The sequence below is a fragment of the Photobacterium sagamiensis genome, assembly GCF_050337085.1.
In the GTDB taxonomy this organism is placed as follows: Bacteria; Pseudomonadota; Gammaproteobacteria; order Enterobacterales; family Vibrionaceae; genus Photobacterium; species Photobacterium sagamiensis.
The window spans coordinates 19314-44447 of the sequence record NZ_JAKJSP010000042.1 but is presented as its reverse complement, the minus strand read 5'-3'; the positions used below and the strand labels follow the sequence as shown (position 1 = coordinate 44447).

Here is a 25134-nt window from a genome sequence, read left to right as displayed (position 1 = left end):
ATGTATCTATTTATAGTCAGCACGTTTAGGCATATAACCTGTACGCTTACGTAAAAAAACTGCTGTTATATGTTGCCAATAACCTAAGCTACTAAACGAATGCGCAAAGATTTTTTTGGATAGAACTAACTTGTCTATATCCCTTTCCAGCAAAGTAATGTCAATCGATGAAGGTGAAATTGCAATGCCATTAGGTTTTGCCCATTCAAGAAAAATGGTTCCACCAATGCTTAAAATTATTCCCAATTCAGAATCTTTATACTCTTCTGAAATGAGTATGTTTTTATACTTAGCATCTAAGCTCTTCGATTTAGATTCACTTACCACCAGCCAGCAGTCCTGAACTAAGCCTTTTTTAAAGTACGTTCGCCAAAAATTGTTTCTATCATCGATCAAACCTTGTAAAGACTTTTCAACTGAAGCATGTTTAGCCGATTCAGATTCAAATAAACTAAGAAGTTCTACGTGTTTTTTAGCTCGGTTGAACATGACCCAATTGGGCCATGAGATCGCTTTTTCATGATTAGGAAGCGTGCGTTTCATCCTTTCCTTCAGCACCTTAACGCGAGTACTTTCACTCGATTCAATAAGATTTTCCACATCACCTAGCATCACTCGAAGATCTTTAACTGGTGCTACTAAGTTATTTTCAAACTCGCTGACAAGCGCATCAATGGATATTGGATCAGGACGATCTTTAACTAACGAAATTATTTGTGCCCAAGCGCCATCAATATTTAATAACCCCGCATAAGACCATTTTTTTTCTTTAACGTTAAAAAGAACCCATGGCATGATGCGTTGCAGTTGCAGTGAAATAACCTCTGCATCGAACCGCTTCTCTGTAAGTGCACTTTCAAGTACCTGAGCACCATGTTGAAGTTTATGTAACGGTGGACGCCCTACAGCATCAAACAAATTGTCATTTATTGTCTCTTCGACTAGTGCAGTCTGATTCCAATCAGAAATTTGAGGATAATGAATCATCGATTCGATACTCATTGCACATTCCCTTCTAATGCTGCTTGAGTCTCTGTTAGCGATGGTGGTGTCATAATAAAGCGAAAATCGATCCTTCGGTTGATTGGGTCATTTGTAGGTACGTCATAACTATGACCAGGAACAGGCCTGCCCTCGCCATATCCACTTACGCTAATCACTGGCAGGTAATTTGAGTTCAACATTTCTGCAAGCAGTGACTGTGACTCCGTCACAGCTCGATAAGTGAACATGGCTCGGTCTGTCGACAACGCCCAGTTATCTTTATATCGCAATGCCAACCGCCCTACGATAGGTACGTTATCAGTATGACCTTCTACAAAAACAGAATCCAATTTCCCTTTGGTTTCAGGCAAACACATGCCGTTATCAGGCTGATTCAAACTATAACAAGGTAAAATTTCCGCAAGCACTTCAGAAACAACGGCTAAACGGTTCATCTGAATATCATTTAGTGAGGCTGAACCAGTATCAAACCGAATAGCATTTTCGTTTAAGCGTAATACTCCATGCTCTTGGTCAATTTCGACTTCTACGCTCTTTTGGGCCATTGCTTCTTGCATATCCGTCAGCATTTGGCCACGCATTTTGTTATTTTCATCGAGCTTGTTAAGAACCTGAGTTAACTGCTCCAGTTTTTGCTCATACTCACGAAAAGCAACCAAGAAATCAATCACGAAAATCGCTAAGGTAATGATGAAAATATACATCAGGCCAGCCATAATGTCGGATACCGACATTATGTAACTTGACTCTTCATTGCCTTTAAACATTTTCATTAGACTTCCTCGTCAGCATATTCCAGCATTTGTACCGTTGTTTTAAGTTCTTTTACCGCTTCTACTAAGCTTCCCGTAATACTCGCAGTATGCTGATCGAGAGAGCGCATATATTCGTTAGTAGATTGGGTATAATTGCCCAAGCCATTTTCCAAACTATTAAATAATACGTTTAAATTCGATTCAAACCCACTTTGGTTCGCCTGGTGTACATCCAATGCTTTTTTAATTTTATGCATACCCGTATTAATGCTCTGAGTATTTTCGCTATTTTTATCTACTACGTTATTAATTGAATCCATTAAGGTAAAATAGATCTTCCCAGTTTCTGTTGCTTTATCATTCACTGATTTCAGGTTTTCACTAGATTGATTCATTTCTTTGATTGTAAAGTTCAATTTACTGACTGAATCGTGAGTCATCTTTTGAAGACGAGTAATTACCTCGATATTTCCTGACACTTCTCTGTTCATTTTTACTAACTGATCAACTGAGCCAGGCAGCTGTTCTAATAGTGCACTCATTCCAGTTTCTGTTTGGCGCATTCTTGTTGCGAATCCGTCAAGTGAGTCCGACATTGTGGCTGAGATATTGGTTACCATCTCTGGAATGACATTACTTGTGATCTTCTCTACTTCCGCAAATACCGCTTTCGAGCTAGCTGTGGCAGCTTGTTGAATAAGTTCTGTCGTACGAGCAGCAGATGTCTCCATGTTGCTTTCAATTCGCTTATGCAGAGAATCTAAGGATGTATGCGCATCCGTATTCGTTTTCTCAATATCACCCATCACTTCTGAGAAGCTATTGACAATACGCTCAGTTCTTTCCCTTTCACGCAGATCAATATCATCCATTGTATTTGTCAGCTGCGTGGTCACTTTACTGAAAGAGCCTTCTATTGTACTTGTGATCTTCTCTACTTCCGCAAATACCACTGTCGAGCTAGCTGTTGCAGCTTGTTGAATAAGTTCTGTAGTACGAGCGGCAGATGCCTCCATGTTGTTTTCAATTCGTTTATGCAGAGAATCTAAGGATGTATTCGCATCCTTATTCGTTTTTTCAATATCACCCATCACTACTGAGAAGCTATTGACAATATGCTCAGTTCTTTCCCTTTCACGCTGATCGATATCATCCATTGTATTTGTCAGCTGCGTGGTCACTTTACTGAAAGAGCGTTCTATTGTGTTTGTCAGTTCACTTGCCACAGACTGCATCTTTTGTTGACTTTCAGAAAAATCAGTGATGTTTTTTTCTAGGCGGGAGTTCATATCCCCAATCAATTCCCCCAGGATATTGAGCTCTTTTCCTGCAGATTCAACTAACGATTCGCGGAACTCTTTAGAAACACGAGTAATCGTTTCATCGGTAATCCGTTGTTGATCAAGTTGGAAGTCTGCCAGTGCTTTTGTTTGTTCTTGAGTCGCTTGTAACTGCATTGACGCTAATTTATCTGCATCAACAAATTCGATATGTGTCGTTAGATAATCACTAAACATTTTTACTGATATTTCTAATTTATGGAATTCAAATTTCTCATAAAAAGAAAATATTATTGAAAGGATTAAGCCAACAACCGACGTTGTAAATGCAATACTAGCGCCTCTCAAAAGTGGATTAAGTGATTCTTTTGCCGCGTCTATGTTGTTGGAACTTAAACCGATGGAGGCTTCTCCTATCCCTATCATCAAACCAACAAATGTAAACAAAAGGCCAAGCCCCGTAAGCATATTAGGTATTGACGTGAATAAACGGATATTAAGGTTATGCTCAACCACTTCAGAAAAGTTAAACATTTCTTTTACATGAATGGTATTTCTTAAACTTGGCGCTACCGTTGGCTTTAATTGATAGTCTTTATTCGGCAACTGCATGCTTCTTGTATATTCTTTCCACAATGTTTTTAAGCAACATACATTGGAAATAATCACCTTCATTTGCTCGTAATTTTGATAGGCAATGCTAGTACAATCTGGTTGCCAGCTATGCTCAATTACTTCTCCTTCATCATCGTAATCAACACGATGTTTTAATTCAGACAGTTTTGTATTCACTGTTTTAAGTTGTTCTAGTATGTTTCTTGCGTTTGTATGTAGTCGAACTAATGCGACAACAAAGAGTAAAAATATTACGCCGCAAAAAGCTAATGTCATAGGGTTGTTTAATATATAGTTCATAATCAGATTCTAATATGCTCGTTTTTAATAATAGGTGGATTTCCTCATGTATCGTAGTGCAAGCTTTTCTTTACGTGTTCTTATACGGTCTGGTGGTGGGGTAGACCAGTTATCCAGCCTAGAACTCTTATTTGGCGAAATCCAACATTTCTTTCGCAGATATTCCTTAGCAAAATATTGCCAATCATTAATATGATCATGAAAGAAATCTGGTGCTATCGTTGTTATTTGTGATGCATTAGCTATCTCTTTTACAAATAATAGATTTTCTATAACCTGTGATTTTTTCAATATTCCCATATCGTAATCATTTCTAAAACGCTCTACGATATAACAATTATCGAATTCAAAAATACACACCTCGCTGTGGTTGTTCAGGCTTGTATTTTCCATGACCGTTATTCTTGAGCCCGACATATCGAATTTATTTTTTAACAGATCGTATGACCTAGCCGTTAGTATAAATCTTACTCTTTTGAAAGAGTTACTATAGTCTGACCAAAAATCAATCCTTCGTTTAAGATTTCTTGATTCCCATTCTTCTAAAGAAGGATCTATCGAGGTATCTCGAAGCTTACTGAGTAAGGTTTTCACCACATCATAATTGGTAATATTATAAAAACTCTTCAAACGAGATTTTGAACTATCACTGAGTTCATACCAAAGCGTGTAACTTGATTCTGGGAAACAAGCCTTCTTTGCCCACACATCAAATTTTGAACCATCTTCCACATGATTTATTTTTGTCAGTAACAATTCCAACTGTAAAATGGTTTCTACCCGGCTCAATACAGATTCACATTTTAGCCACCAGTCTTGTTCTCTTTCTTGCGTTGGCATAGGAAGAATTGTCACTGCATGTGAATAGATCTCTTTGATGTAAGGTGCATTAGCACTGTACCCCAATTGGTCGACATACTTATGTATAGAGCAATGTTTATTCATGCATATACGTGCACAAGTTACCTTATCTTCACGTTTGAGTGCGCTGACCCAAGCAAGCCTTTGCTTATCTATTTCTTTATTAATCAAATAACCATTTGATGGCATTTTACTGGCAAGTGATTCTGAGAAAGACTGATAACCTTGCTCGTACCCACGCATAATTTGTTTTAATGCTCTTCTTAAAGCTGTAGGGGTTTTGAATAAATACTCCCAAAGCAGCTTGGTCACTGCTTGTAACTCGGCAGGGTTTAACGCTTTGAACTCTTCTTCTCGGTTGAAAATCATCAACCATTCGATATCTCTAAGCTTACCTTCACGCTGCAGTTTTTTGACGAATTCTTTTAACGCTTTATCACTCGCTGTAGTGGGATTTTCAGAAGATATGTCGCCACCAATTGGCACTATGACGTCCACGATAGTCAACCGCTCTGGAAGTTTAGGAGTCGAAAACCAAGGGCTACTATTGAACATTTTTATCTACCTTATCCCCACCAATCATCTCCGCGAAGTCATGGCTCTGGAATTCAAAACGAAACAGTACTTTCCGATTTTTTTCTGCTGGCAAATTTGGATCAACGTCTAAACTGCCACGCCCAGCAGGTAACACTTTTCGAAGAAATGGGCCTTTGTAAGGGAAAATCATTTTTTCAATTTGTTCCACCACTGATTCTGCACGTCTTATACTTAGAGACATGCTACTTCTCGCCGCTTCACCAGTATTACTATGACCTTCAATCACCAAATAAAGTACTTCATCAGAAATCTCTTGTGACTGAAAAATAACTTGGCTATAAATCGGGATCAACTTTTCTAAGAATTGTTTACCTTTTGGTTTTAGTTGATATCTTCCACCTTCAAAAAGTACAGATTCTGAAAGTGATAGACTTCCGGTCAATGGATCGATTTCTGATTCAATACCGGCATTCTCTAATCCGGTTTGCAAACCTTCGATAATAATAATTCGATTGCTTTTAGATTGATTTTCGGAATCTAAAAGCTGCGCCAATGTAGAGATAAGTAATAATGTGAATACCATAAGTATTCCTGCCATTAAGTCACTTATTGATAGCCATGTGCCCGTCTGGTCTATTTCATCAGTATGATGTGGTTCAGGTGAAGCGTTCATTACACTGCAGCCCCACTCTCATTTTTTGCTTCTTTTTGCTGGGCTAACTCTTCTTCTCTGGCCGTGATTAATAATTCTGCAGCCCTATCAAGCCTACTATAGATACGTGAAGAAATTTTATCAAAGCTCGAGAAATATTTTTCTACACCTTTATTTGCACGCTCAAAGTATGAATCCATTTCTGGTCTCATTTGAGATGCGACATGACTGAAATCTTGAGATGCATTTTCAAAAGCTCTATTCAGTTGCCCAACGGCTCGGCCTATTGAGTTTCCTGCATTTTCCAACTCAGACATTCTTGCACTTTCATGTAACCCAACAGCTTTAGCAAGATGCTCAATTTTTTCTGCTGATTCCATTAAATACAGATATTGATCATTAAGAGAGTCCAATAGATCATGACGCTGACTGTATTCATCTTCAAATACAACTTTGAATTTATCGATAACCTCTACCAAGCTATTGCGCTGCTTACCTAATGTATCTTCAAGGGCATTATTTTGTGCGGTAAAGAAGTCAACTAAGTTATTCTGATAATCAGTTCTAAATATTTCAAGCTCAGTTTGAACGGTGTGCGACATATTAATGACTTTAGTATCGATATCACCCAGCCCTTGTTCAAGCTCGTGTTTCGCTTTCTCCATTAACTGAGCAGAGCTTACTCCAACTTGCTGTAGTGTTGCTGCTTGCTCTTTAAAAATAGTTTCCGAGTCCGAGACCAAAGAGCCAAATGCTTGAGTTTGCTGCTCAATTGACTTACTTCCCAAATCAACAATTTCGCCTACTTTGGCAGTAATTGAATCTAAAGCTTTAGTACTGTTAGTTGCAAAGTCATTCAGTGAGCGTTCCATCGATTCGGCAAAATCGTTAAGTTTGACAAGCGTTGACTGTTCAAAGTTAGCAACGGTTGCCGTTGCTTTCACCATTTCTTCTACAGTCTTAGAAACACTTTGGTTTAATTTATCACTAACTTGAGCAAAATCTTTTACTACTTTATTTGTAATGCTCAATTCAGTAGTAATTGGCTTAACGATTTGCTCACCCATTGTATCCACTAACTGCTCGAATTCAGCCGTACGTTCTTTGGCTAGATCTTTAATACCATATTCGATATTGGTGAGGTGTTGATGCCCTGCTCCAATCTCACCAGACAATGGAACTGTTACTGAATCACGCAATACTGTTTCAATCGATATAATATTAAGCTCTTGCTGCCCACGCTCAGTAAGTAACTTAATCTCCGACAGTTGTTGACTAGCACTATTAACTGACGTATTAATTTTTTCCACCTCAATACAAACAGCCTCAATTTTGTTTGTTAATGGCATTGTCACTTCTTGTGGAATTGTAGATAGACGCTTCAACAAATCACTATTTATATGTTCAATACTCATCAAATAATTACGGCCAGACTTCAACTCACTAGACAATGGCGTTGTTACTGAATCTCGCAATAGTGTTTCTATAGATGCAATATTAAACTCTTCCTGTCCAAGCTCTTTAAGTCTTTTAATATCAGACAGTAAGTTGGCCGTATCAATAACGGACATATTAGTTTTTTCTACTGCAACACAAACTGCTTCAACTTTAGGCGACAAGGTTGTTACTTCATGTGAGAATTCAGACACATGTTTCAATAAATTACTGTTTTGATGTTCGATACTTGCCAAATGAACATATCCAGATTCAAGTTTACTTGATAAAGGATCTGTCACTGACTGTTGCAATGCTAATTCGATAGCTTCGATTGTTATGCTTTGCGTCCCTTGTTCATTGGTAGATTTCAGATCACCAAGTAATTCAACGGCAGCAGTTAACCCTGAATTCGTCTGTTCTATTTCACTACGAACAAATTGAATTTCAGTAGATAGTGGCTTGGTTAATATACTAGGTAAAGCCAAAGTAAGCTCCTTGCCAAACTCTACTGCAAACGTCTTCTCATCCAATGCTAGTGACTTCAGATGCGAGCATACTCTGTCTTCTAATGAAGACAACTTACGATTAAATTCTGCTAACAGATTTGAAGTAATGCGCTCAAACTCTTCTACAGTTATAGCCGGCGCTTGCTCTGCGTTGGCTCTCAATACAGCGACTAATTCAGAAAAATCGTGTTGTTGGTTTTCTTGGTTTTCTGCTGATGACAATAGCCCGTAAAGTAAGTCGGCTGCGCTGACTTCTTCAGATTGTGCTTGTAAAATCTTGACCGTTTCGCCGTAGGCTTTATTTTGCTTTGATTGGGTTTGAGCAAGCAAGAACATAAAAAAGCCACTTGTACCCATACCTAAAATAGAAGTGAAAAACGCGGTTTTCATGCCACTAAGTAGCACACGCGCTTGATTAGCCATTTGGCTCGCATCTTCCCATCCATTACCTAGATGGTATAAGCCAATACTAATACCCGTAAAAGTGCCGAGAATGCCTAGCGTGGTCAGTATTGCTGGTACTGATTTTAGCTCTCGGTCAGCAGGCTTAGGAATTAGATGATGAATGGACTTATTAATCGCAACCAGTTCATCATTAAAGACAACGAAACGACGGCCTTTTCTTCTTTCTATAACGCATATATCACGCGCAATGTTAAGAGCCCCTACTGATAGCTCATTGATGCTCACGCCATGGCTTGACGAAATAGCAGTAAAATCATTTTTTAATTCAGAAAGCTGCAATAAGTAAGCTTTATGCCTTTTGGCTAAAACTGATAAATACCAAATAAAGCCAATGGCGATAGCTGCATAAAACGGGGTATCAATTAATTGCATGATTATGCTCTTTGTTTTTTAATTTGGTGGTGGCGTGAGCGAGTTCTTCCTCTGTAAGTAATTCAATGGCAATTCGCTTGGGTAAATGCTCTGCATCTTGCTTTATCGAACCATCGGAAAGCTGAACTGCAGCACCAAAACGCACACTGAATAATTTCTCCTTTTCGGTAGAATTTTCTTCATCAACCTTTAGCCACACTTTCTCTGGAAATGAGCGGATTAATTCTACTTGCCAGTTTGATTTTTGATATTGAAGACGCTTCGCAATTGTAGTGCTAACAACAGAGCATGAGTCGTCTTGAGCGATTTTCCATGCACGGTTGATCGCTACAATGCGATCAATTAATTCCAACATGCTGTAAGTTTCCACAAAAAATCCTGTCTCGAGAGTAATCGCCATAAGAAAAACTAATTTCCTTATCGCGTAAAGAGAGGTAAAAGTAATCCGGACTACTTATGCACAAATCGCTGAATGAGCCACTGCTCACACTTAATTGGCGATAAATCCTTCCAGCATGTTGTGTAATGCGGCGATAGAAATTCACTATGCAACGCCTTGGTCAAAACAGCTTCCAAGAAAGCAGATAGTTAATACATCGCTATGCTCTCTTCAAACTCCCCAACCAGCTAACGTGCTTCAACAACTGCTCCCAAAAACCATCAATAACCTCTCCCGCATCATCGTAATCAACAAAAGAGAACGACATCTCAGCCCGCGAGGGTTTGAAGCCAGCAAAGCATGTCTGATTAGCGCTAAGTTGTAATGTGAATTGAAGGTCAAGCAAATCTGCTTGCTTTGGAAATGAGTATATGAACTTTCTGCTCAAATCCTGGGCCAATTCCACCTAATATAAGAAGCAGATATACGCTCGAGCTTTATTTGCATATCCAGACATTGCTTAAGTCCTAAACCCGCTACTCACCCTCAGTGTTGTTGAGTATTGCCATGCTACCGCCCTTGGGTATCGGCCCCATAGCCGCAGCAACTATATGAAATATTAATTATATCAACTGGTTTTATATGGGCTTGATATTTATCCAATAACTTAGACATGACTAACTACCTAGCAAGTCAAAACTGACTGATTGCCTACTTTTCATACAGCAAGCGGTATGGCGGAAGTTAATGACCTGAAAATCCTTGATGAATAAAAGGCTATATCGAGAAAAAATCACTCTGGCAATCTCGATTGTTCATCCCAGAAGACAGAAATGGATAGGTTCTAATCATCACAAGTGGCAAAACCACAATCAGAACTGGCAATTTACTGTATACAATCCACTCATCAGGCGTGAAGTAACTCAAATTTTAAGAGCATCATTTTCTTGGGTTTTGTCTCGCTTAACAGGAAACTCCGTTTTATCCAAAAATCACCTTGTAGAAATAAAACATTTAAAAACAGCAAAATAAAATTAAACCTTCAGTCCCATTTGCCCGGAAAAAGTTTCATGTGAGACCGGAAAGGACACAAAAAAAACACTTGCATCCGTGCCTAAATAAAACTACTGTATAGACATACAGTATGTATATATAACCACTGGATGAGGATGACGGACCAATGACAGCAATATTTAATCGCTTACAATCGGTTACTGCTTCGCAGGCGTACAAATCGACCTTTACTACAAACTCTGCAATGCCTCATTATCAGTCGGTTAAATGCCCTATTGAAGTTTGTTTTTCAAACGAAAAACAGACACAACTTGCCTACTTCCTACGTTTACTAAAGCAAGCTGGTCAGCAAGATCGCTGGATCATGTTCATTGGCGATGACGCGCTTATCGATAAAAATCTACTAATTAGTGCCGGTATTGCTTTAAACAAAATACTGGTCTTAAATAATAAAAAATCACTTACCGATCAGGAGCTAATGGCTAAAGCTCTTATTTCCGGGAACTGCAGCGCTGTCATTACAACGGGTGATATTGAGGATTTCGAGACAAAATTTATTCGCGAGGCAGCGGAACAAGGCCAGTCATTAGCTTTTGTCATCAACCGCGAAGCAAACCGCAATCTGACATTTCACTAATATCTATATATCCTGACCCTTGCCGTCAATTCACTGTCGGCTTTCTTGATCCACAGCAATAATCAGCGTAAATGCCTATTTTTGAGGCAATGGATATCATAAAATTTGTGATATGACGCAAATATGCACCATAAAATGCTTTATTATCACCAGCCTCTAGTTTTTAAAACTTGGTTTGTATTTTGGATAATAAGCTTGGATTAAGTGCGATGACCGCACTGGTAATTGGCTCAATGATTGGCGCTGGAGTCTTTAGTCTTCCACAAAATATGGCGGCCGTCGCCAGCCCTGCAGCTGTAATGATTGGCTGGGGTATTACGGGGCTCGGAATGATCTTTCTCGCCCTGGCCTTTCAACACCTCTCGCAACTAAAACCCGAAATTGAAAGTGGTGTCTTTGGCTATGCGCAGGCCGGATTTGGGGATTTTATTGGTTTTTGCTCTGCCTGGGGGTACTGGCTCAGTGCTATGCTGGCCAATGTTTCTTATCTAGTCATTGTTTTCAGCACGCTAGGTATGTTTTTCGACCAACCTGATATGGTGTTATTCGGCGAAGGAAATACCTGGCTTGCTGTTGCCGGCTCTTCAGTTTTATTATGGCTGGTACATGCATTAGTGTTACGTGGAATACAAACAGCCGCTGTGATCAATATGGTTACGACCATAGCCAAACTTATTCCTCTGATTATGTTCATCCTATGTGCATTCATCGCATTTAAGTGGGACACCTTCGTGTGGGATTTCACCGGCCTCCACTTCGGCGAACAACACAATTTACTGTCGCAAGTAAAAAGTACCATGCTGATCACCGTGTGGGTGTTCATTGGTATAGAAGGTGCTGTGGTCGTTTCCAGCCGGGCAAGGCACCGTAAGGACATTGGTCGTGCAACCATTCTTGGACTGTTAACTGCGCTCTCTATTTATGTACTGGTAACACTACTCTCTATGGGGGTGATTAGCACTCAGGAGCTTGCAACCTTCCAGAATCCTTCCATGGCTCAGGTACTAACCCACATACTGGGCCCTTGGGGAGGGATCATTATCGGATGTGGATTATTGATCTCTGTTTGTGGCGCTTTTCTCAGTTGGACTGTACTGGCTTCAGAGGCTCCCTATTTGGCAGCTAAAGACAACATGTTCCCTAAAAGCTACACGCGGCAAAACAAAGCCGGTAGCCCGGTAAAAGCCCTTTTGCTAACCAGCATCTGTATTCAGATTTCACTGTTTTTTGTTATGTTTGCTGGCGGAACCTACGACACACTTCTCGCTGTCGCCTCAGAAATGATATTGGTTCCCTACTTCTTGGTTGGTGCTTACACCTTACGCCTGGCCATTGAAACGAAAAACCGCGGTTCGCTTCTGGTTATCGGTATCTGCGCCAGCATTTATGGATTATGGCTGCTTTATGCCTCAGGCCTCAACTATCTTCTGCTCTCCGCGCTGCTCTACCTGCCTGGGTTGTACTTTTACAGCAAGGCGAAACGTGAGCAAGGCGTTAAGATTTTTATCGGCAAAGAAAAAGCCGCAGCCAGTCTGTTAACGGTTGCAGCCTGTATCGCGGTTGGCATGTTATGGAAAGGCATTTTATAAGAACATACTAATTAACCTATAAAAAAAGCCAGTAAATATACTGGCTTTTCTCTTTCTGACACAACAAACATGCTTAAATATTCCTGGTAATTATCGGTTTGCTCATCTCACATAATGCAGACGTTAAGTGCTTCACCGTTCTCTGCGACAAAACTAATTCTGCAATCTGATTTTTCCTCAATTAAAGCCAACTGCTCTTCATCCAGAGAGTAAGGCAATGTAATAAGAAGTGTCTCAATATGTTCAGAACGGGCCAGACGCAATAAACGGATCATATTATTTGCATCACTAATATTGGTAGAGAGCACTTTAAGCGCCTGCATCTGGAGTTTTTCAGACTCAGTTAAACCAATGGGCAGAGACGATGTCCATGATATCTCTAAAGCAGGCAGCAAGGCTTTCAATGCATCAATAAACGTTAACTTATGCTTACAGGACGCAGACAAAAACGATGTGTAATCAAACACGACATTTTCTTTTTTTGAGGCTTCAACTGATGTTTCCATATTAATCCTTAAGAGRAACATAACTACTGTTGCTTTGACCATTCAATGCACTCGTTTGCATTAGTAATTAACTATACGATCAACTTGTTTGAGAGATATTCTTAGTTTTAGGAAATTTGCACTTGATCTTGCTTTTTCCACGTAAAAATCAATTAAAATATACCCTGGGAACATTTGATTAACATCAATGAAACCTCGAAAACACTTTAATCACCTTATTGAAATAACAACAGGACTCTGTTAGCAACAGATCGTTTTACTGCTTATTAATTTCCCTTTTATACAAAAAACCTCTGAGGCAAAATTTGCTTCAGAGGTTCTATATAAATACATCGCTTTGCAAAGAAATCAACAACCTCCAACTAATGTCGGTGGTTGTTAAATCGCATTATTCTAGTGTTTAGTCACCAATAGAATGCCGAGTAAGTTCTCTTAGCCATCAAGCTCTGCTTCTGCTTCCTGGATGGCTGCAAACTCTTCTTCTGCGGTGTGCTTTGAAACTTCTTTGTGTTTGAATACAAAGTAGTAAGCCATACCAATAGCATAAAGACCTGCCGCCCATAATGCCGCGCGAGCATCATAAGCAAAACAAGAGCTCAGTGCGATAATTGACAAGACCAGCGCAATACCAGATGTCACTGTACCGCCAGGCGTTTTATACGGACGTTCAAGATCAGGTTCACGACGACGTAATAAAATATGACTGTACGCCTGAAGTGCGTAAGAAATGGTAGCACCAAATACCGCCATCATGATCATCATGTCACCTTCACCAGTCAGTGAAGCAATGAAGCCAAAAATACCCGGAATAATCAGTGCCCAAGTAGGCACTTTACGCTTACCTGTTAATGACATGAAATCAGGTAGATAACCCGCACGCGATAAAGCAAATACGAGACGGCTGTATCCATAAATGATCGAGAAGAAGGATGCAATTAACCCTGCCAAGCCAACGACATTAACAAAGTTAGCCAGCATCGAGTCTTGACCGTACACTTTGCGAAGTGCATCAACCAGCGGCGCACCATATTCACCTGTCGCGGAAGCACCTGCAGCACCTGGAACCAAGAACATCACCATCGCAGCAGAGATCAAAAGGAAGATCATGGCCGCAATAATACCGCGAGGCATATCCTTTTTAGGATCTTTCGCTTCTTCGGCAGCCAGAGGAACACCTTCAACAGCCAGGAATAACCACATACCAAATGGCAGAGCCGCCCATACGCCATACCAGCCTTCAGGTAAGAACGTAGTCGCTCCGGCAACATCTGGGTTAGCGGCGATATCAAACAGGTTGCTTACTTCAAAGTGAGGGATTAAGCCAAATGCCGTCACAATGATTGCAATTACCGCTAACGCGGTGATCACCATCATAATGCGCAACGCTTCACCTGCACCGATTAAGTGAATGCCCACAAAGACCAGATAGAAAGCTGCATAGACGGTTGGTCCATCCCAGCCAAACAGTGCATTGGTATATTGACCGATGAATATGACAATCGCCGCTGGCGCAATGGCGTATTCAAGCAATACTGCCAGTCCTGTTGCGTACCCGCCTACGGGCCCCATAACACGACGAGCGAAGCTGTACCCCCCACCGGCCGTAGGAATAGCCGCCGACATTTCAGCCAGAGAAAGTACAAGAGCGAGGTACATTACCCCCATTACACAAGCGGCAATTAACATGCCGCCCCACCCTGCTGTTGCTATACCGAAGTTCCAGCCGGCATAATCGCCGGATATGACATAAGAAACACCGAGTGTTGCGAGTACCATCCACCCTGCAACCCCTTTTTTCAACTGTCTCTGATGCATGAACTCTTTCGAGCCAAAATCAGACGAATTGGATTGTTCTGACATAAATCACCTGTAGAGTAAGAGTTATAATTTGTGTTGTGCGGGATTTAGGTTAAAAGTAAACGTACTATTCAAATCCATTTAGTGATAAGAACCTAAACCCTCTCTCTATGCCGTTCTGTTTGTTTAATGCTTATTGTTTAATCTCCCTATAATTTATCCTCTAATATCTCTTTTCGCGGTTGTGCAATAACCACCTTGTCTACTAACAAACCTTTGTGTTTAATTTTCTCTGCGGCCGCTTCAACGGCGGCCGTTACCGCTGCCACATCACCGGTAAGCGTCACGAACCCCTTACCACCGATTGCCATCGCCATATGAACTTCCATTAACTGAACATTTGCCGCTTTCACCGCAGCATCGGCAGCTTCTACAATGGCAGCAACCGAGAAGGTTTCGACAATGCCTAATGCATCGGTCTGTTCAACCACACGCGTGCCTGATATAGCCGGAAAAACGTCGGGATGAACATTGGCGATGATCAAATCATCGACTATTTCACCGCCGCCTACGCATAAGCCCGTTTCAACCGCCGCATTAATCGCAGCGATATCACCACCCATCATCACCATGAATTTGCCAGGGCAAATTGTACGGTTAAAAAGAATGTCAACATCCGCGGCTTTTAACATGGCATCAGCCACCAGATAACCTCGTGCAATCGAATTAAGTTCAATACAACCTATTGCATTTACCATTTTCTGCTCTTCTTCTTTAACCGTTACTTCTGACGCTCAATGACAATGACATCACTGACTGAAATTACTTTTCCGCTGATGCTGGCATGTACCGACACACTTAGTGCTTGCGGTACGGCCTTGCCAATCAGCTGGCCTTTTTCCACGCTGTCACCGACTTTAACAACCGCCATAGCGGGCTTACCGATGTGCTGCGATAACGGAATACTTACCTGACACACATCGGCCTCTAACGCTTTATCAAGCTCAACAAACGCTGCTTTCGTTAACGCATATTCAGCCAGCTCTAATCGGCGAGTTAGCCGTTTGGTTGGCACCCCACGGTATTCACGCAGAGGATGGACATCCGTCGTTTTGGCTTGTAGCTGCTGCGGACTCATCAACTGGTTGTTATCACGTAGTTCACGCTTAGTTGTTCCGCATACGCGGCTAGGATCTAACCCCTCGGGACACGACCACATAGTGCACAAGTTACAACCACTGCATGCTTGAGCCGCAAGGGCATAACTTAAGTTATTGGTGCCAGAAACTTGTAAGGCGCGCATTGCTAAATGCGGCTTAATCGGGTAGCCCAATAATCCACGAGGACACATTGAGGTGCACATACTGCATTGATCGCAGGCGGCTTTACCGATACGACGTAAATCTTGTTCACTGCGGGTTTTAATGCGTGCAATGCGGGACTCACGCGGCAATACCAACAGACCGCTCGATACTTTGGTGACAGGCTGGCATAAATCATCGGTGACTGAGCCCATCATCGGGCCGCCTTCGACAACCACAAACTCGCCACAAGTGATACCACCTGCTAAATCGATAGCCTGTTGGTAAGACATCCCGACAGGTAGCCACGCCGTATACGGCTGCCGTACTTCACCGTGCACTGTTACCATGGTTTCGGTGACTGGCACACCTTGTGCCGCACGGAACACATTAATGAACGATTCGATATTATTGACCATCACACCGATGTCTTTCGGCAAGCCGCCAGACGGAATACGTTTGCCTGTTGCTTCGTAAACCAATTCGACTTCATCCCCCGCCGGATACACATCTTCCATCAGTAATAATTCGATGGTGTCAGGTAGCGAGGCTTGTAAAACCGCAATGGTATCGGCATTTTTCTTTTTAATTCCGATAACACCACGGCTGGCACCCACTTGATGCATAGCCAATAACATGCCGCCAAACAGTTCTTTGGCCCAACGCTGCATGAGTACCTGGTCTTTATAGAGCAACGGCTCACATTCGGCACCGTTAGCCAGCACCCATTCAACCTGACAATCGAGCTTAACGTAGGTGGGGAAACCTGCCCCACCAGCGCCAATCACACCACCGTCCTGAATCTGTTGTAAAAACGGATCCATCAAAACACTCCCAACTTAGTTCGCAATTGGATTACGGGCGACATCTAATACCGCAGCCTCAAACGCGTCACAGGCTGCCTGACACGCCGCCTGAGAACCGGTCAAATGACCGCCACCGAAGTTAGTTTCTGATGGTGGCGCAAACAGGTTAACCAGCTTCACATCCGCCGCTTTTATTGCCGCATCAAGGCCCACCATGGCTTCCAAAGGCGGGGCAATTAAATAAGCCAGTGCCTCGCCTTGCTCAACACCTGCTTCTTCTGATAAGTAACTTCCCGTCGATGAAACAAGGTGGGCAAAATAGGCCAGCTCGCCACTTTCATCCGCACACTGGAAAGCGGCTTCATCTTCAATGAACGCTTTCACACGCTCTAAGCCCGCAATAATGTCGGCCGGGCACGCTGCGGCAATAATGCCAATCACTTCACCGGACGTAGGGCCTGATGAATGCGCCGCACCCGCATAGAAAGACTTGGCATACACCACATCGACATTGGCTGCTTTGGTCGCTTCATCAAGGGCGCAGTAAGTGACGTCGTCACAGTCTGCCGTGATCAAACCGATACTGTTATGGTGAGGCTTCAGCCCTAATTTTTCTTTATAAACAGGATCAACAGAAGCGATCACACGTGTCGCTAAAACTGATGGTTGAATTTTATCTAAGATAGCCATCGTTCATTTCCTATATCAGCGTTTCAGGTTGATACCGCTGGCTTTCTTCTCCAGCATGGTTTTCACGAGATCGACAATAACCGCAGCCGCTTCGACCGGTGGTGTACCGCCCGCATGAATGTTCGAGATCACGGTACGATCTGATTCAACCGTATTGTCGTTAGGCTTATAAATCGCATAGCAGCTGAGTGACTCAGACTGGCCTAGCCCCGGACGTTCGCCGATCAGCAAAATATTTATTTCAGCATTTAAAAGCATGCCAATTTCATCTTGTGCTTTAACTCGGCCAAAACGAAGGAAGAATGGCGTACCGACATCCAATCCGGCATTTTTCAGACCGTTCAATAACGGAGGTAATATTTCATCGTGGTTCACGGTGACGGCATCAAGGCTCAGACCATCTGACAACACAACCTGCACCTGAGGTGCATGCTTGCATTTGTCTTTAAGCAGGGCTTTGGCCTCATCATTTAATTTACGGCCCATATCAGGACGAGTCAGATACTCATCTTTATCACGGGCGCAAGTTTGCATTTCCATTAAGCCACGCTCTTCTAGCCAAGATGATTCAACGTTCTTGATCACCGTATCTTTTGAACGTGAATGATCGGCCAAGAAACGCAACAATGCCGTAGTACGCGGACGAGGACCGGTGCGGCCGGTACCCACACGGGCATCTGTCTGGCTGATCAGATCTTCCACAACTTTCGGTTCAACCGCGTTCTCAATGCCGTTCCACTTTTTAAAACACTGATCACCCAGATCTGGCAGTGACTCGTCACTAACGGCCGATAAACCACCAGCCTGATTGGCTGCATTGGTGGTTGCATCAATCACTTTCGTGATTGCCGAGGGTTGAATATTGTTTTCGCCAAGCTGGGCTAAAACAGTTGCTACTATGTCTTGAATTCTTTGCTCGTTCATTACCACACCCTTACTTGAAGAAGATTGATGGATCGCCAGCTTTACGAGTCAGACAACCATTTTCCATCAGCCCCATTGTTTCCATCCATGCTTCAAATTCTGGTGCCGGGCGTAAGTTCAATAGCTGACGAGTTGTCGCGGTATCGTGGAAAGAGGTGGTCTGGTAGTTCAGCATGATGTCATCGCCCATCGGCATACCAATCACGAAGTTCACGCCGGCCGCAGCCAATAACACCAACAGGTTTTCATTTGAGTTCTGATCGGTATCCGCATGGTTGGTATAACAAGCATCACAACCCATCGGCATCCCTGACAGTTTGCCCATGAAGTGATCTTCAAGACCGGCACGGATGATCTGCTGATGATTGTAAAGATATTCAGGACCGATAAAACCAACAACCGTATTAACCAGATGCGGCTTATAACGCTGGGCTAACGCATAACAACGCGCTTCCATCGTCATCTGATCGGCACCGTGGTGCGCATCAGCTGATAACTCTGAACCCTGGCCGGTCTCAAAGTACATCATGTTGTTACCTGCCAGATTGCTATACTGTTTGCCCACTTCGTAGGCTTCATCGAGCATTTCAACGCTCACACCAAATTCAGCCAGCCCTTTTTCCGATCCCGCAATACTCTGAAACAGTAATCCGGCCGGTGCTCCTTTACGTATCGCCTCCATCTGAGTGGTGATGTGGGCAAGTACACAAGGCTGAGTGGGAATGTCCCACTTGGTGATAACATCCTGAATGGCATTCAGCATTTGAGTCGTGTTTTCAACACTGTCGGTAACAGGGTTGATACCGATCACCGCATCGCCACAACCATAAGTCAGACCTTCAAATGTCTGTGCCAGAATAGAGTTAACGTTATCGCGAGTATCGTTTGGCTGTAGACGGCAGCTAAAGCGACCTGGCAGACCCACCGTTGCGTTTGCTTTGGTGATCACTGGCAGTTTCTTAGCGCCATACATCAAATCGCTGTTCGAACTCAATTTGGCGACCGCAGACACCATCTCTGCCGTCAGGCCCTTTCGCAGACGTTGAACATCCTCATTGGTCGGATCATCCGACAATACATACTCACGCAACTCACTGAGTGACCAGTTCTTAATTTTCTCAAATACCGAGCGGTTCAGGCTATCCTGATTGATCCGGGTAATGATGTCGGATTCATAGCTGACCACTGGATTTTCACGCAGATCATTCAAGGTCATTTCCGACAAGACATGTTTAGCGGCAACGCGCTCTTGAGCTGTTTCAGCTGCCACACCGGCCAGCACATCGCCTGAACGCAATTCCGAGGCCTTCGCCAGCACTTCTTTTACATCCCTGAATTGGTAAGTCTGACCAAACAGGTAGGTTTTCAACTTCATCAAACAACTCCTATTAAGACGGGAAGGCGAGTGATTTCACGGTTAACGGGACAATCTCCCCGCCGAAATAACTTTTACCTATATCGATATAGTCACCCTCACAGGTGGCTACTTCATCAATCACACTCAGGGCTTGCGGTGTGAGTAACGGTTGTAATTCCATGCCTAACGCTTTGCCGATGTCGTTATGCACGATGACCAATGCCGTTGTATGGTGATTACCATGGTCACGATAAAACTGTGCCAATTCTTGCGCGGCATGCTGTACCGCCTGATAACGGATCGGCATGGTGGCATCCAGTGAGATTGCATAACGGTCGCAGCCCAACGCTAAATCCATCCGTTCTGCGGCAATCACGATCTCGTCGCAAATTGCAGGCCTTGGTTGTTGCCAGTCAATCGCTGGATGTACTACTGGAATATTCTTCAGTGGCAGTTCATCGCAATTAAGCCAAATGGTTGAACCCGACAACGTCAATGAATAGGCACCGGCACCAATCACAGTAGCCCGCAGTGTCTGGTTCGGCTTTTTCACTGTCCGGTGTGCTAACTCTTTATGGCGTAATAACGCCCGGGCTAACAACGGACCTAAATCACCAAATTGAGTAAGTTCGAGTGGCTGTTGTTGTTGTTGATAAAAACACTCGCCTACCCCGCCACTTAGGAAGATGGCGTCAATGTCAGCTATTGCTTTCAACTCCGGGGTTTGCAACAAATACGCTGCAAGCTTTGTCATCTTGCCGTCGATCAGCTCGACAATCAGATCCGCCATGCGTGTAACAATACGGTTGATGTGATCAGCCGTGATCTGGCGCGGATGCAGCGCCTCACCAAACAGCTCTTGAATAACAGCGACAGCAGGTTTATGCACATAACTGATACCACCTTGCGGGTTCAGTTCAATCAAGCGACCGCCGATATTCAAGCAAGCGGTATCGACCACTCGTCCGCAATCAAAAATCACATAATTTGAGGTACCGCCACCGATATCAATGTTCATCACTTTAAGGTGGTTTTTCTGTGAATATTCTTGTGCGCCACTGCCACGGCCAGCGATAACCGATTCCAGATTAGGGCCCGCGGTGGCGACCACGAAATCGCCTAGTTGGTGCGATAAATCCATGATGGCTTCACGGGCGTTATGGGCTTTCGCGGTTTCACCCGTAATAATAATTGCTCCCGTTTCAACCCCTTGCGAAGAAAATCCGGCTAACTCAATCTGCTGGTCGATAAACTGACGTAAACCCGCCGCATCTATCGTGCCGTTGTGATCGATTGGGGTGAACGATACCGGGCTCTGATAGCTAATTTCACGGTCAACAAATTCATACACTGGCACCTGTGACGCCGGGGCTCGGTTAACCACCGTAAGGTTAGAAAAGATCACCTGTGTGGTGGTGGTCCCGATATCGATACCGACACTGTGTACAGTTTTGCGATCCATCAGCAGTACCCCTCAGGGAATTCACCGCTTAATACCTGCTTTAGCAATGTCACAATCTGAGCTGGCGTGACCTGGCGAGGATTACCAATCAGACAAATATCCTGCATCGCTTGCTCGGCAAGTTGCGGCAGATCGTGTTCAACCACGCCAAAACCTGCCAGCGACGTCGGTAACCCTAAGTCAATCACTAACTGGCGCACTGCGGTGATCGCGGCATTACAACGTTCGCGTTGGGTCATCGACTCGCGACTTACGCCCAATGCACTGGCTACCTCGGCATATCCGGCTTCACAGCACAACGCATTAAACGCCATCACATAAGGCAGCAAAATAGCGTTCGCGACGCCATGCGGAATGTGATAACGAGAGCCGATTTGATGGGCAATGGCATGGGTCAAACCCAGCCCGGCATTACTGAAGGCTAATCCGGCTTTGTAAGCAGAAACGGCCATGTCATAACGCATATCCATGTCTTCGCCACAGCCGACTGCAATCGGTAATGCCCGGATCAGCGTTTCCATCGCATGATAGGCATAGGCCTTGGATAATGGATTAACCTGACGAGACACATAAGCTTCAACTGCGTGGGTCAAGGTATCAACACCTGTTGCAGCAGTAATACCGGCAGGTACACCCAGCATTAATGCCGGATCCAGCAGCGCCATATCTGGCACTAAAGCCGGACCTTTGATTGGCACTTTGATGTTGTACACCAAGTCTTTAATCACTGTAATGTCAGTCACTTCAGAACCGGTGCCCGCAGTGGTTGGAATAGCGCCTAAGCCCACACGGCGTGATGCTAAGCCACCAACTTTAAAATCTGCCAACGGGCCTTGATAATCACCAACGACCGCAATTGCTTTGGCTGCATCTAATGCAGAACCGCCGCCAACGCCTAAAACAAAATCAGCCTCGCTCGTTTTTAGTGCCGCTAAGCCTTTGGCTATCATTGCGCTATCAGGTTCACCTTCAACATCGCTGAATACCGTGAGCCCAAGTCCCGCCGTTGTAATTGCTGCTACGCAACCTGAAACCAGACCTAATTGCCACACCATTTTGTCGGCAACCAACAAGACATGAGTGGCACCCAGCTCTTGCAAGATGTCGCCAAGCTGATTGACACAATATCCGCCGGTGACGGTTATCGCCGGAGAACGGAAGGCAAAACCCTTATACGGGCGGTACTGTTTGAGGGTCTGGTTAACAATACTGGCGATATCAGCTGTTGATACCGGCATTGAAACAGGCAACGACTGAGTCATAATTTATTCCTCTCCCTGCAATGTCAGGCCGTAACTGGCAATCGCTAGCGGGGTGAGATACAACGCACGCGATAATTCGACAATTTCAATGGCCGGGAACGTCTGATTGAAAATCTCCGCAAAGCCCTTAATCAAGGTGCCGCCACCGGTGAGATAAATGGCTCCGGGCTGATGACCGGCAATATGCCCTGCTACGATATCGGACATTTTCTCAATGACCGGTTTTGCCATCGCAGCTACCATAGGTTCTTCATGGCTGCGGCGCTTAAATTGTTCCGCTTCTTCCATATCAATCCCCATACCACCAGCAATCGTTAGGCTGACATGTCGACCGCCCGAGGGCTCATCGAGAGAAAGCACCAAGCTACCGTTTTCAATGATCGCAGTACCGGTTGTACCGCCACCAACATCCACCACGGCACCGCTGTCGATATGGAGTAACGCGGCAACGCTGGATGGTTCATCAATAACATGACTCACCACGATACCCGCCGATTCCACCACGTTAATTGAAATGCGCGGATCGGTTCCCGGAGGATAAGATGTGATGGCATCTTTTGGCTCAATGCCAAGTTTTTGCTGCACTTTTTGTAACTGACTACGCACGATTTGACAGGCACCGAAATAATCAACCACCACCCCATCCCGTACTACGTCAGCCCAGTCAAGGAACGCCGCAATCGGCGTACCTTGATCGTCTATCACAACGGTCTGAATATCTGCCGTTCCCAAATCGATTCCGATCTGCACATATTCTGGAGCTGTAACCGGTGTTTCATCGTTTACAATCTCATCGATAATGAGCAGATTCTGGTTGGTCTGAGCGAGATAATCCGTCTTCATACTTATACAATCCTGAATGCATCAACAGCGGTACAACGACGCTTACGGGTAAAGGTCAACGCATTGGTTACCCCTTCTCCGGTCGGTGTTGAAATCGTCATGGTTGTCCAGCCTTCACCACCTGCGCCAATGGCAGCAATCGCAGGACCATTTTTCGCCAGCAGGCTACAGTCGAGTTCATAGGCCATGCGCGTCAGCACATCGATATTTTTCGAGTGAATCGCACCGGTGTGACGATTACCACTTTCCAGCTCAACCGCCCAATCAATGGCTTGATCGGCATTCGCTGCACGGATCAATGGCAAGATCGGCATCATCTGCTCGGTAACCGCAAATACATGGGATTTGTCTGCTTCGAAAATCAACAGACGCGTTTCTGCCGGTACATCAATGCCCGCTGCGGCAGCAATTTTGGCAGCATCGCGGCCAACCCATTGCGGACTCGCAGAAGGTTTATCGCCCGGATATCCTTTCAGTACCACGCGAGCTATAGCTTCAGCCTGCTCTGGCGTCACTAGATATGCCCCGTTACGACACATCGCCGCTTTCAGCTCATCGGCAATGGAATCAACGGCGATAATTTCTTTTTCCGTGGCACAGACGATGTTGTTATCAAAAGACGCACCCTGCACAATCGAAATTGCGGCACGTTCTATATCGGCGGTTTCATCAACCACTACTGGCGGATTGCCTGGGCCTGCTGCGATCAAACGCTTGTCTGTCACTTTACGTGCCGCATCGACAACCGCATCACCACCCGTTACGACCAATAAACGAATACCCGGATAGACAAATAATGCTTGGGCGTTTTCCAGTGATGGATTGGCGACTGTGGTACAAATATGCGCGGGGCCACCGACACTTTCGGAGGCTTTATTCACCAACTGAATCGCATATTGTGAAACTTTTTTAGCCGCTGGATGCGGCGCAAATACCACGGCGTTGCCAGCTGCAATCATGCTGATAGCATTATTAATTACCGTGCAAGACGGGTTGGTACTTGGGGTTACGGATGCAATAACACCCCATGGCGCGTTTTCAATTAAGCTCATACCGGCATCGCCAGAAATCGCTTGCGGGGCAAGAATTTCGGTACCAGGTGTGCGTTGTGCTACCAATAGGTGCTTGGCAATTTTGTCATCAACCCGACCAAAACCGGTTTCTTCAACTGCCATTTCAGAGAGTTCACGCGCTTGTTTTTTTGCCATACGACGAATGGCTAAGATCATTTCATCGCGCAGAGCAATAGTACGGATCTGTTTTTGAGCCGCGGTAGCTGCCGTAACGGCACCCTCCAAGGTTGCAAATACACCGTAATCGCCTTGTTCTTTTAAAGCATTCGCGGAAGATGCAGTTCCAGAATTGTCATTCAACTGCAATACGACGCGCCTAACAATTTCTTCTATTTGCTGCTGATCCATATTGAATCTACTCCACCCCATCCACTAACATTCCGACTGATCAGTTTTGAATTCAACGTGATCTGTCACTTGCAATAACATTGCTCGTTTGCGGATGTTACTTCGTCAATAATGCCGACCACACATAGGTCAACCGGAGATCCATCCTCGGTGCTTCCATACGCTACACGCGCTGAACTGCCAGCCACCACCATTACCCACTCCCCTTCACCAGCGCCAAGCTGATCCATCGCGATATGCGTATCTCCGGTGGCTTCGCCGCGCTGATTAACAAATTCGACTAAGCACAATTTGTCCATTCGCATGTTATGACTGCGGACCGTGGCAATCACATGACCAATTACGCGAGCAATTCGCATGA

The 25134-nt window shown here is 44.1% G+C and carries 22 protein-coding genes; 3 read left to right on the top strand and 19 right to left on the bottom strand.

The genetic code is table 11. The features are described from left to right. Positions 1-6: 6 nt before the first annotated feature. The 7 genes from L4D76_RS19580 to L4D76_RS19550 are packed head-to-tail and all read right to left on the bottom strand — an operon-like array spanning position 7 to position 9185. Complete coding sequence (locus L4D76_RS19580; RefSeq protein WP_428442568.1) at positions 7-1002, bottom strand: hypothetical protein; 996 nt, start codon at positions 1000-1002, stop codon at positions 7-9. Next, positions 999-1778, bottom strand: a complete 780-nt coding sequence (locus L4D76_RS19575) for an OmpA/MotB family protein (RefSeq protein ID WP_428442567.1) — start codon at positions 1776-1778, stop codon at positions 999-1001. Before L4D76_RS19575 ends, L4D76_RS19580 begins: the two co-directional genes overlap by 4 nt. Next, positions 1778-3955: a hypothetical protein gene (locus tag L4D76_RS19570; protein ID WP_428442566.1), complete on the bottom strand. Its 2178-nt coding sequence runs from the start codon at positions 3953-3955 to the stop codon at positions 1778-1780. The genes L4D76_RS19575 and L4D76_RS19570 overlap by 1 nt, the downstream gene beginning before the upstream one ends. A gap of 24 nt (positions 3956-3979) precedes the next feature. Continuing rightward, positions 3980-5371, bottom strand: coding sequence for an EH signature domain-containing protein (locus tag L4D76_RS19565; protein WP_428442565.1), 1392 nt, complete (start codon positions 5369-5371; stop codon positions 3980-3982). Beyond that, positions 5361-6026: an OmpA family protein gene (locus L4D76_RS19560; RefSeq protein ID WP_428442564.1), complete on the bottom strand. Its 666-nt coding sequence runs from the start codon at positions 6024-6026 to the stop codon at positions 5361-5363. Before L4D76_RS19560 ends, L4D76_RS19565 begins: the two co-directional genes overlap by 11 nt. Further along, entirely contained in the window at positions 6026-8785 is a 2760-nt protein-coding gene (locus L4D76_RS19555) for a hypothetical protein (protein ID WP_428442563.1), read from the bottom strand. The genes L4D76_RS19560 and L4D76_RS19555 overlap by 1 nt, the downstream gene beginning before the upstream one ends. Then, a complete protein-coding gene (locus tag L4D76_RS19550; RefSeq protein ID WP_428442562.1) occupies positions 8772-9185 on the bottom strand; it encodes a hypothetical protein in 414 nt (137 codons plus the stop codon). The genes L4D76_RS19555 and L4D76_RS19550 overlap by 14 nt, the downstream gene beginning before the upstream one ends. Before the next feature lie 744 nt (positions 9186-9929). Between L4D76_RS19550 and L4D76_RS19540 the strand changes: the two genes are divergently transcribed. The 3 genes from L4D76_RS19540 (at position 9930) to L4D76_RS19530 (ending at position 12404) form a co-directional block, all read left to right on the top strand. Further along, complete coding sequence (locus L4D76_RS19540; protein ID WP_428442561.1) at positions 9930-10196, top strand: hypothetical protein; 267 nt, start codon at positions 9930-9932, stop codon at positions 10194-10196. Between the two features lie 148 nt (positions 10197-10344). Beyond that, positions 10345-10815 carry a cell division inhibitor SulA gene (locus L4D76_RS19535; RefSeq protein WP_428442560.1) on the top strand — a complete coding sequence of 157 codons (471 nt, stop codon included), beginning with the start codon at positions 10345-10347 and terminating at the stop codon, positions 10813-10815. 182 nt (positions 10816-10997) lie between these two features. After that, positions 10998-12404 (top strand): basic amino acid/polyamine antiporter, encoded by a 1407-nt coding sequence (locus L4D76_RS19530; protein WP_428442559.1) that lies wholly within the window; start codon positions 10998-11000, stop codon positions 12402-12404. Between the two features lie 107 nt (positions 12405-12511). Here the strand turns inward: L4D76_RS19530 and L4D76_RS19525 are convergent, their stop codons facing one another. The 12 genes from L4D76_RS19525 to L4D76_RS19470 all read right to left on the bottom strand — a co-directional run bounded on the left by L4D76_RS19525 (position 12512) and on the right by L4D76_RS19470 (position 25132). After that, positions 12512-12910, bottom strand: coding sequence for a hypothetical protein (locus tag L4D76_RS19525; protein ID WP_428442558.1), 399 nt, complete (start codon positions 12908-12910; stop codon positions 12512-12514). A gap of 432 nt (positions 12911-13342) precedes the next feature. Then, positions 13343-14770, bottom strand: a complete 1428-nt coding sequence (gene eat / locus L4D76_RS19520) for an ethanolamine permease (RefSeq protein ID WP_428442557.1) — start codon at positions 14768-14770, stop codon at positions 13343-13345. A 146-nt stretch (positions 14771-14916) separates the two neighbouring features. Next, positions 14917-15465, bottom strand: a complete 549-nt coding sequence (locus L4D76_RS19515) for a BMC domain-containing protein (protein WP_428442556.1) — start codon at positions 15463-15465, stop codon at positions 14917-14919. 23 nt (positions 15466-15488) lie between these two features. Beyond that, a complete protein-coding gene (locus L4D76_RS19510; RefSeq protein WP_428442555.1) occupies positions 15489-16832 on the bottom strand; it encodes a 4Fe-4S dicluster domain-containing protein in 1344 nt (447 codons plus the stop codon). A gap of 15 nt (positions 16833-16847) precedes the next feature. After that, complete coding sequence (eutL, locus tag L4D76_RS19505; protein ID WP_428442554.1) at positions 16848-17504, bottom strand: ethanolamine utilization microcompartment protein EutL; 657 nt, start codon at positions 17502-17504, stop codon at positions 16848-16850. A 15-nt stretch (positions 17505-17519) separates the two neighbouring features. Next, positions 17520-18428, bottom strand: a complete 909-nt coding sequence (gene eutC / locus L4D76_RS19500; RefSeq protein ID WP_428442553.1) for an ethanolamine ammonia-lyase subunit EutC — start codon at positions 18426-18428, stop codon at positions 17520-17522. A gap of 10 nt (positions 18429-18438) precedes the next feature. Next, positions 18439-19803 carry an ethanolamine ammonia-lyase subunit EutB gene (locus L4D76_RS19495; protein WP_428442552.1) on the bottom strand — a complete coding sequence of 455 codons (1365 nt, stop codon included), beginning with the start codon at positions 19801-19803 and terminating at the stop codon, positions 18439-18441. 13 nt (positions 19804-19816) lie between these two features. Beyond that, the gene (locus L4D76_RS19490) at positions 19817-21247 is read right to left on the bottom strand and encodes an ethanolamine ammonia-lyase reactivating factor EutA (RefSeq protein ID WP_428442551.1); all 1431 of its coding nucleotides are present in this window, start codon (positions 21245-21247) and stop codon (positions 19817-19819) included. Then, positions 21247-22509, bottom strand: coding sequence for an iron-containing alcohol dehydrogenase family protein (locus L4D76_RS19485; protein ID WP_428442550.1), 1263 nt, complete (start codon positions 22507-22509; stop codon positions 21247-21249). Before L4D76_RS19485 ends, L4D76_RS19490 begins: the two co-directional genes overlap by 1 nt. Positions 22510-22512: 3 nt before the next feature. Continuing rightward, entirely contained in the window at positions 22513-23352 is an 840-nt protein-coding gene (gene eutJ / locus L4D76_RS19480) for an ethanolamine utilization protein EutJ (protein ID WP_428442549.1), read from the bottom strand. A gap of 2 nt (positions 23353-23354) precedes the next feature. Next, positions 23355-24773: an aldehyde dehydrogenase family protein gene (locus tag L4D76_RS19475; RefSeq protein ID WP_428442548.1), complete on the bottom strand. Its 1419-nt coding sequence runs from the start codon at positions 24771-24773 to the stop codon at positions 23355-23357. A gap of 65 nt (positions 24774-24838) precedes the next feature. Further along, positions 24839-25132: a EutN/CcmL family microcompartment protein gene (locus tag L4D76_RS19470; protein WP_107282495.1), complete on the bottom strand. Its 294-nt coding sequence runs from the start codon at positions 25130-25132 to the stop codon at positions 24839-24841. Positions 25133-25134: the final 2 nt, after the last annotated feature.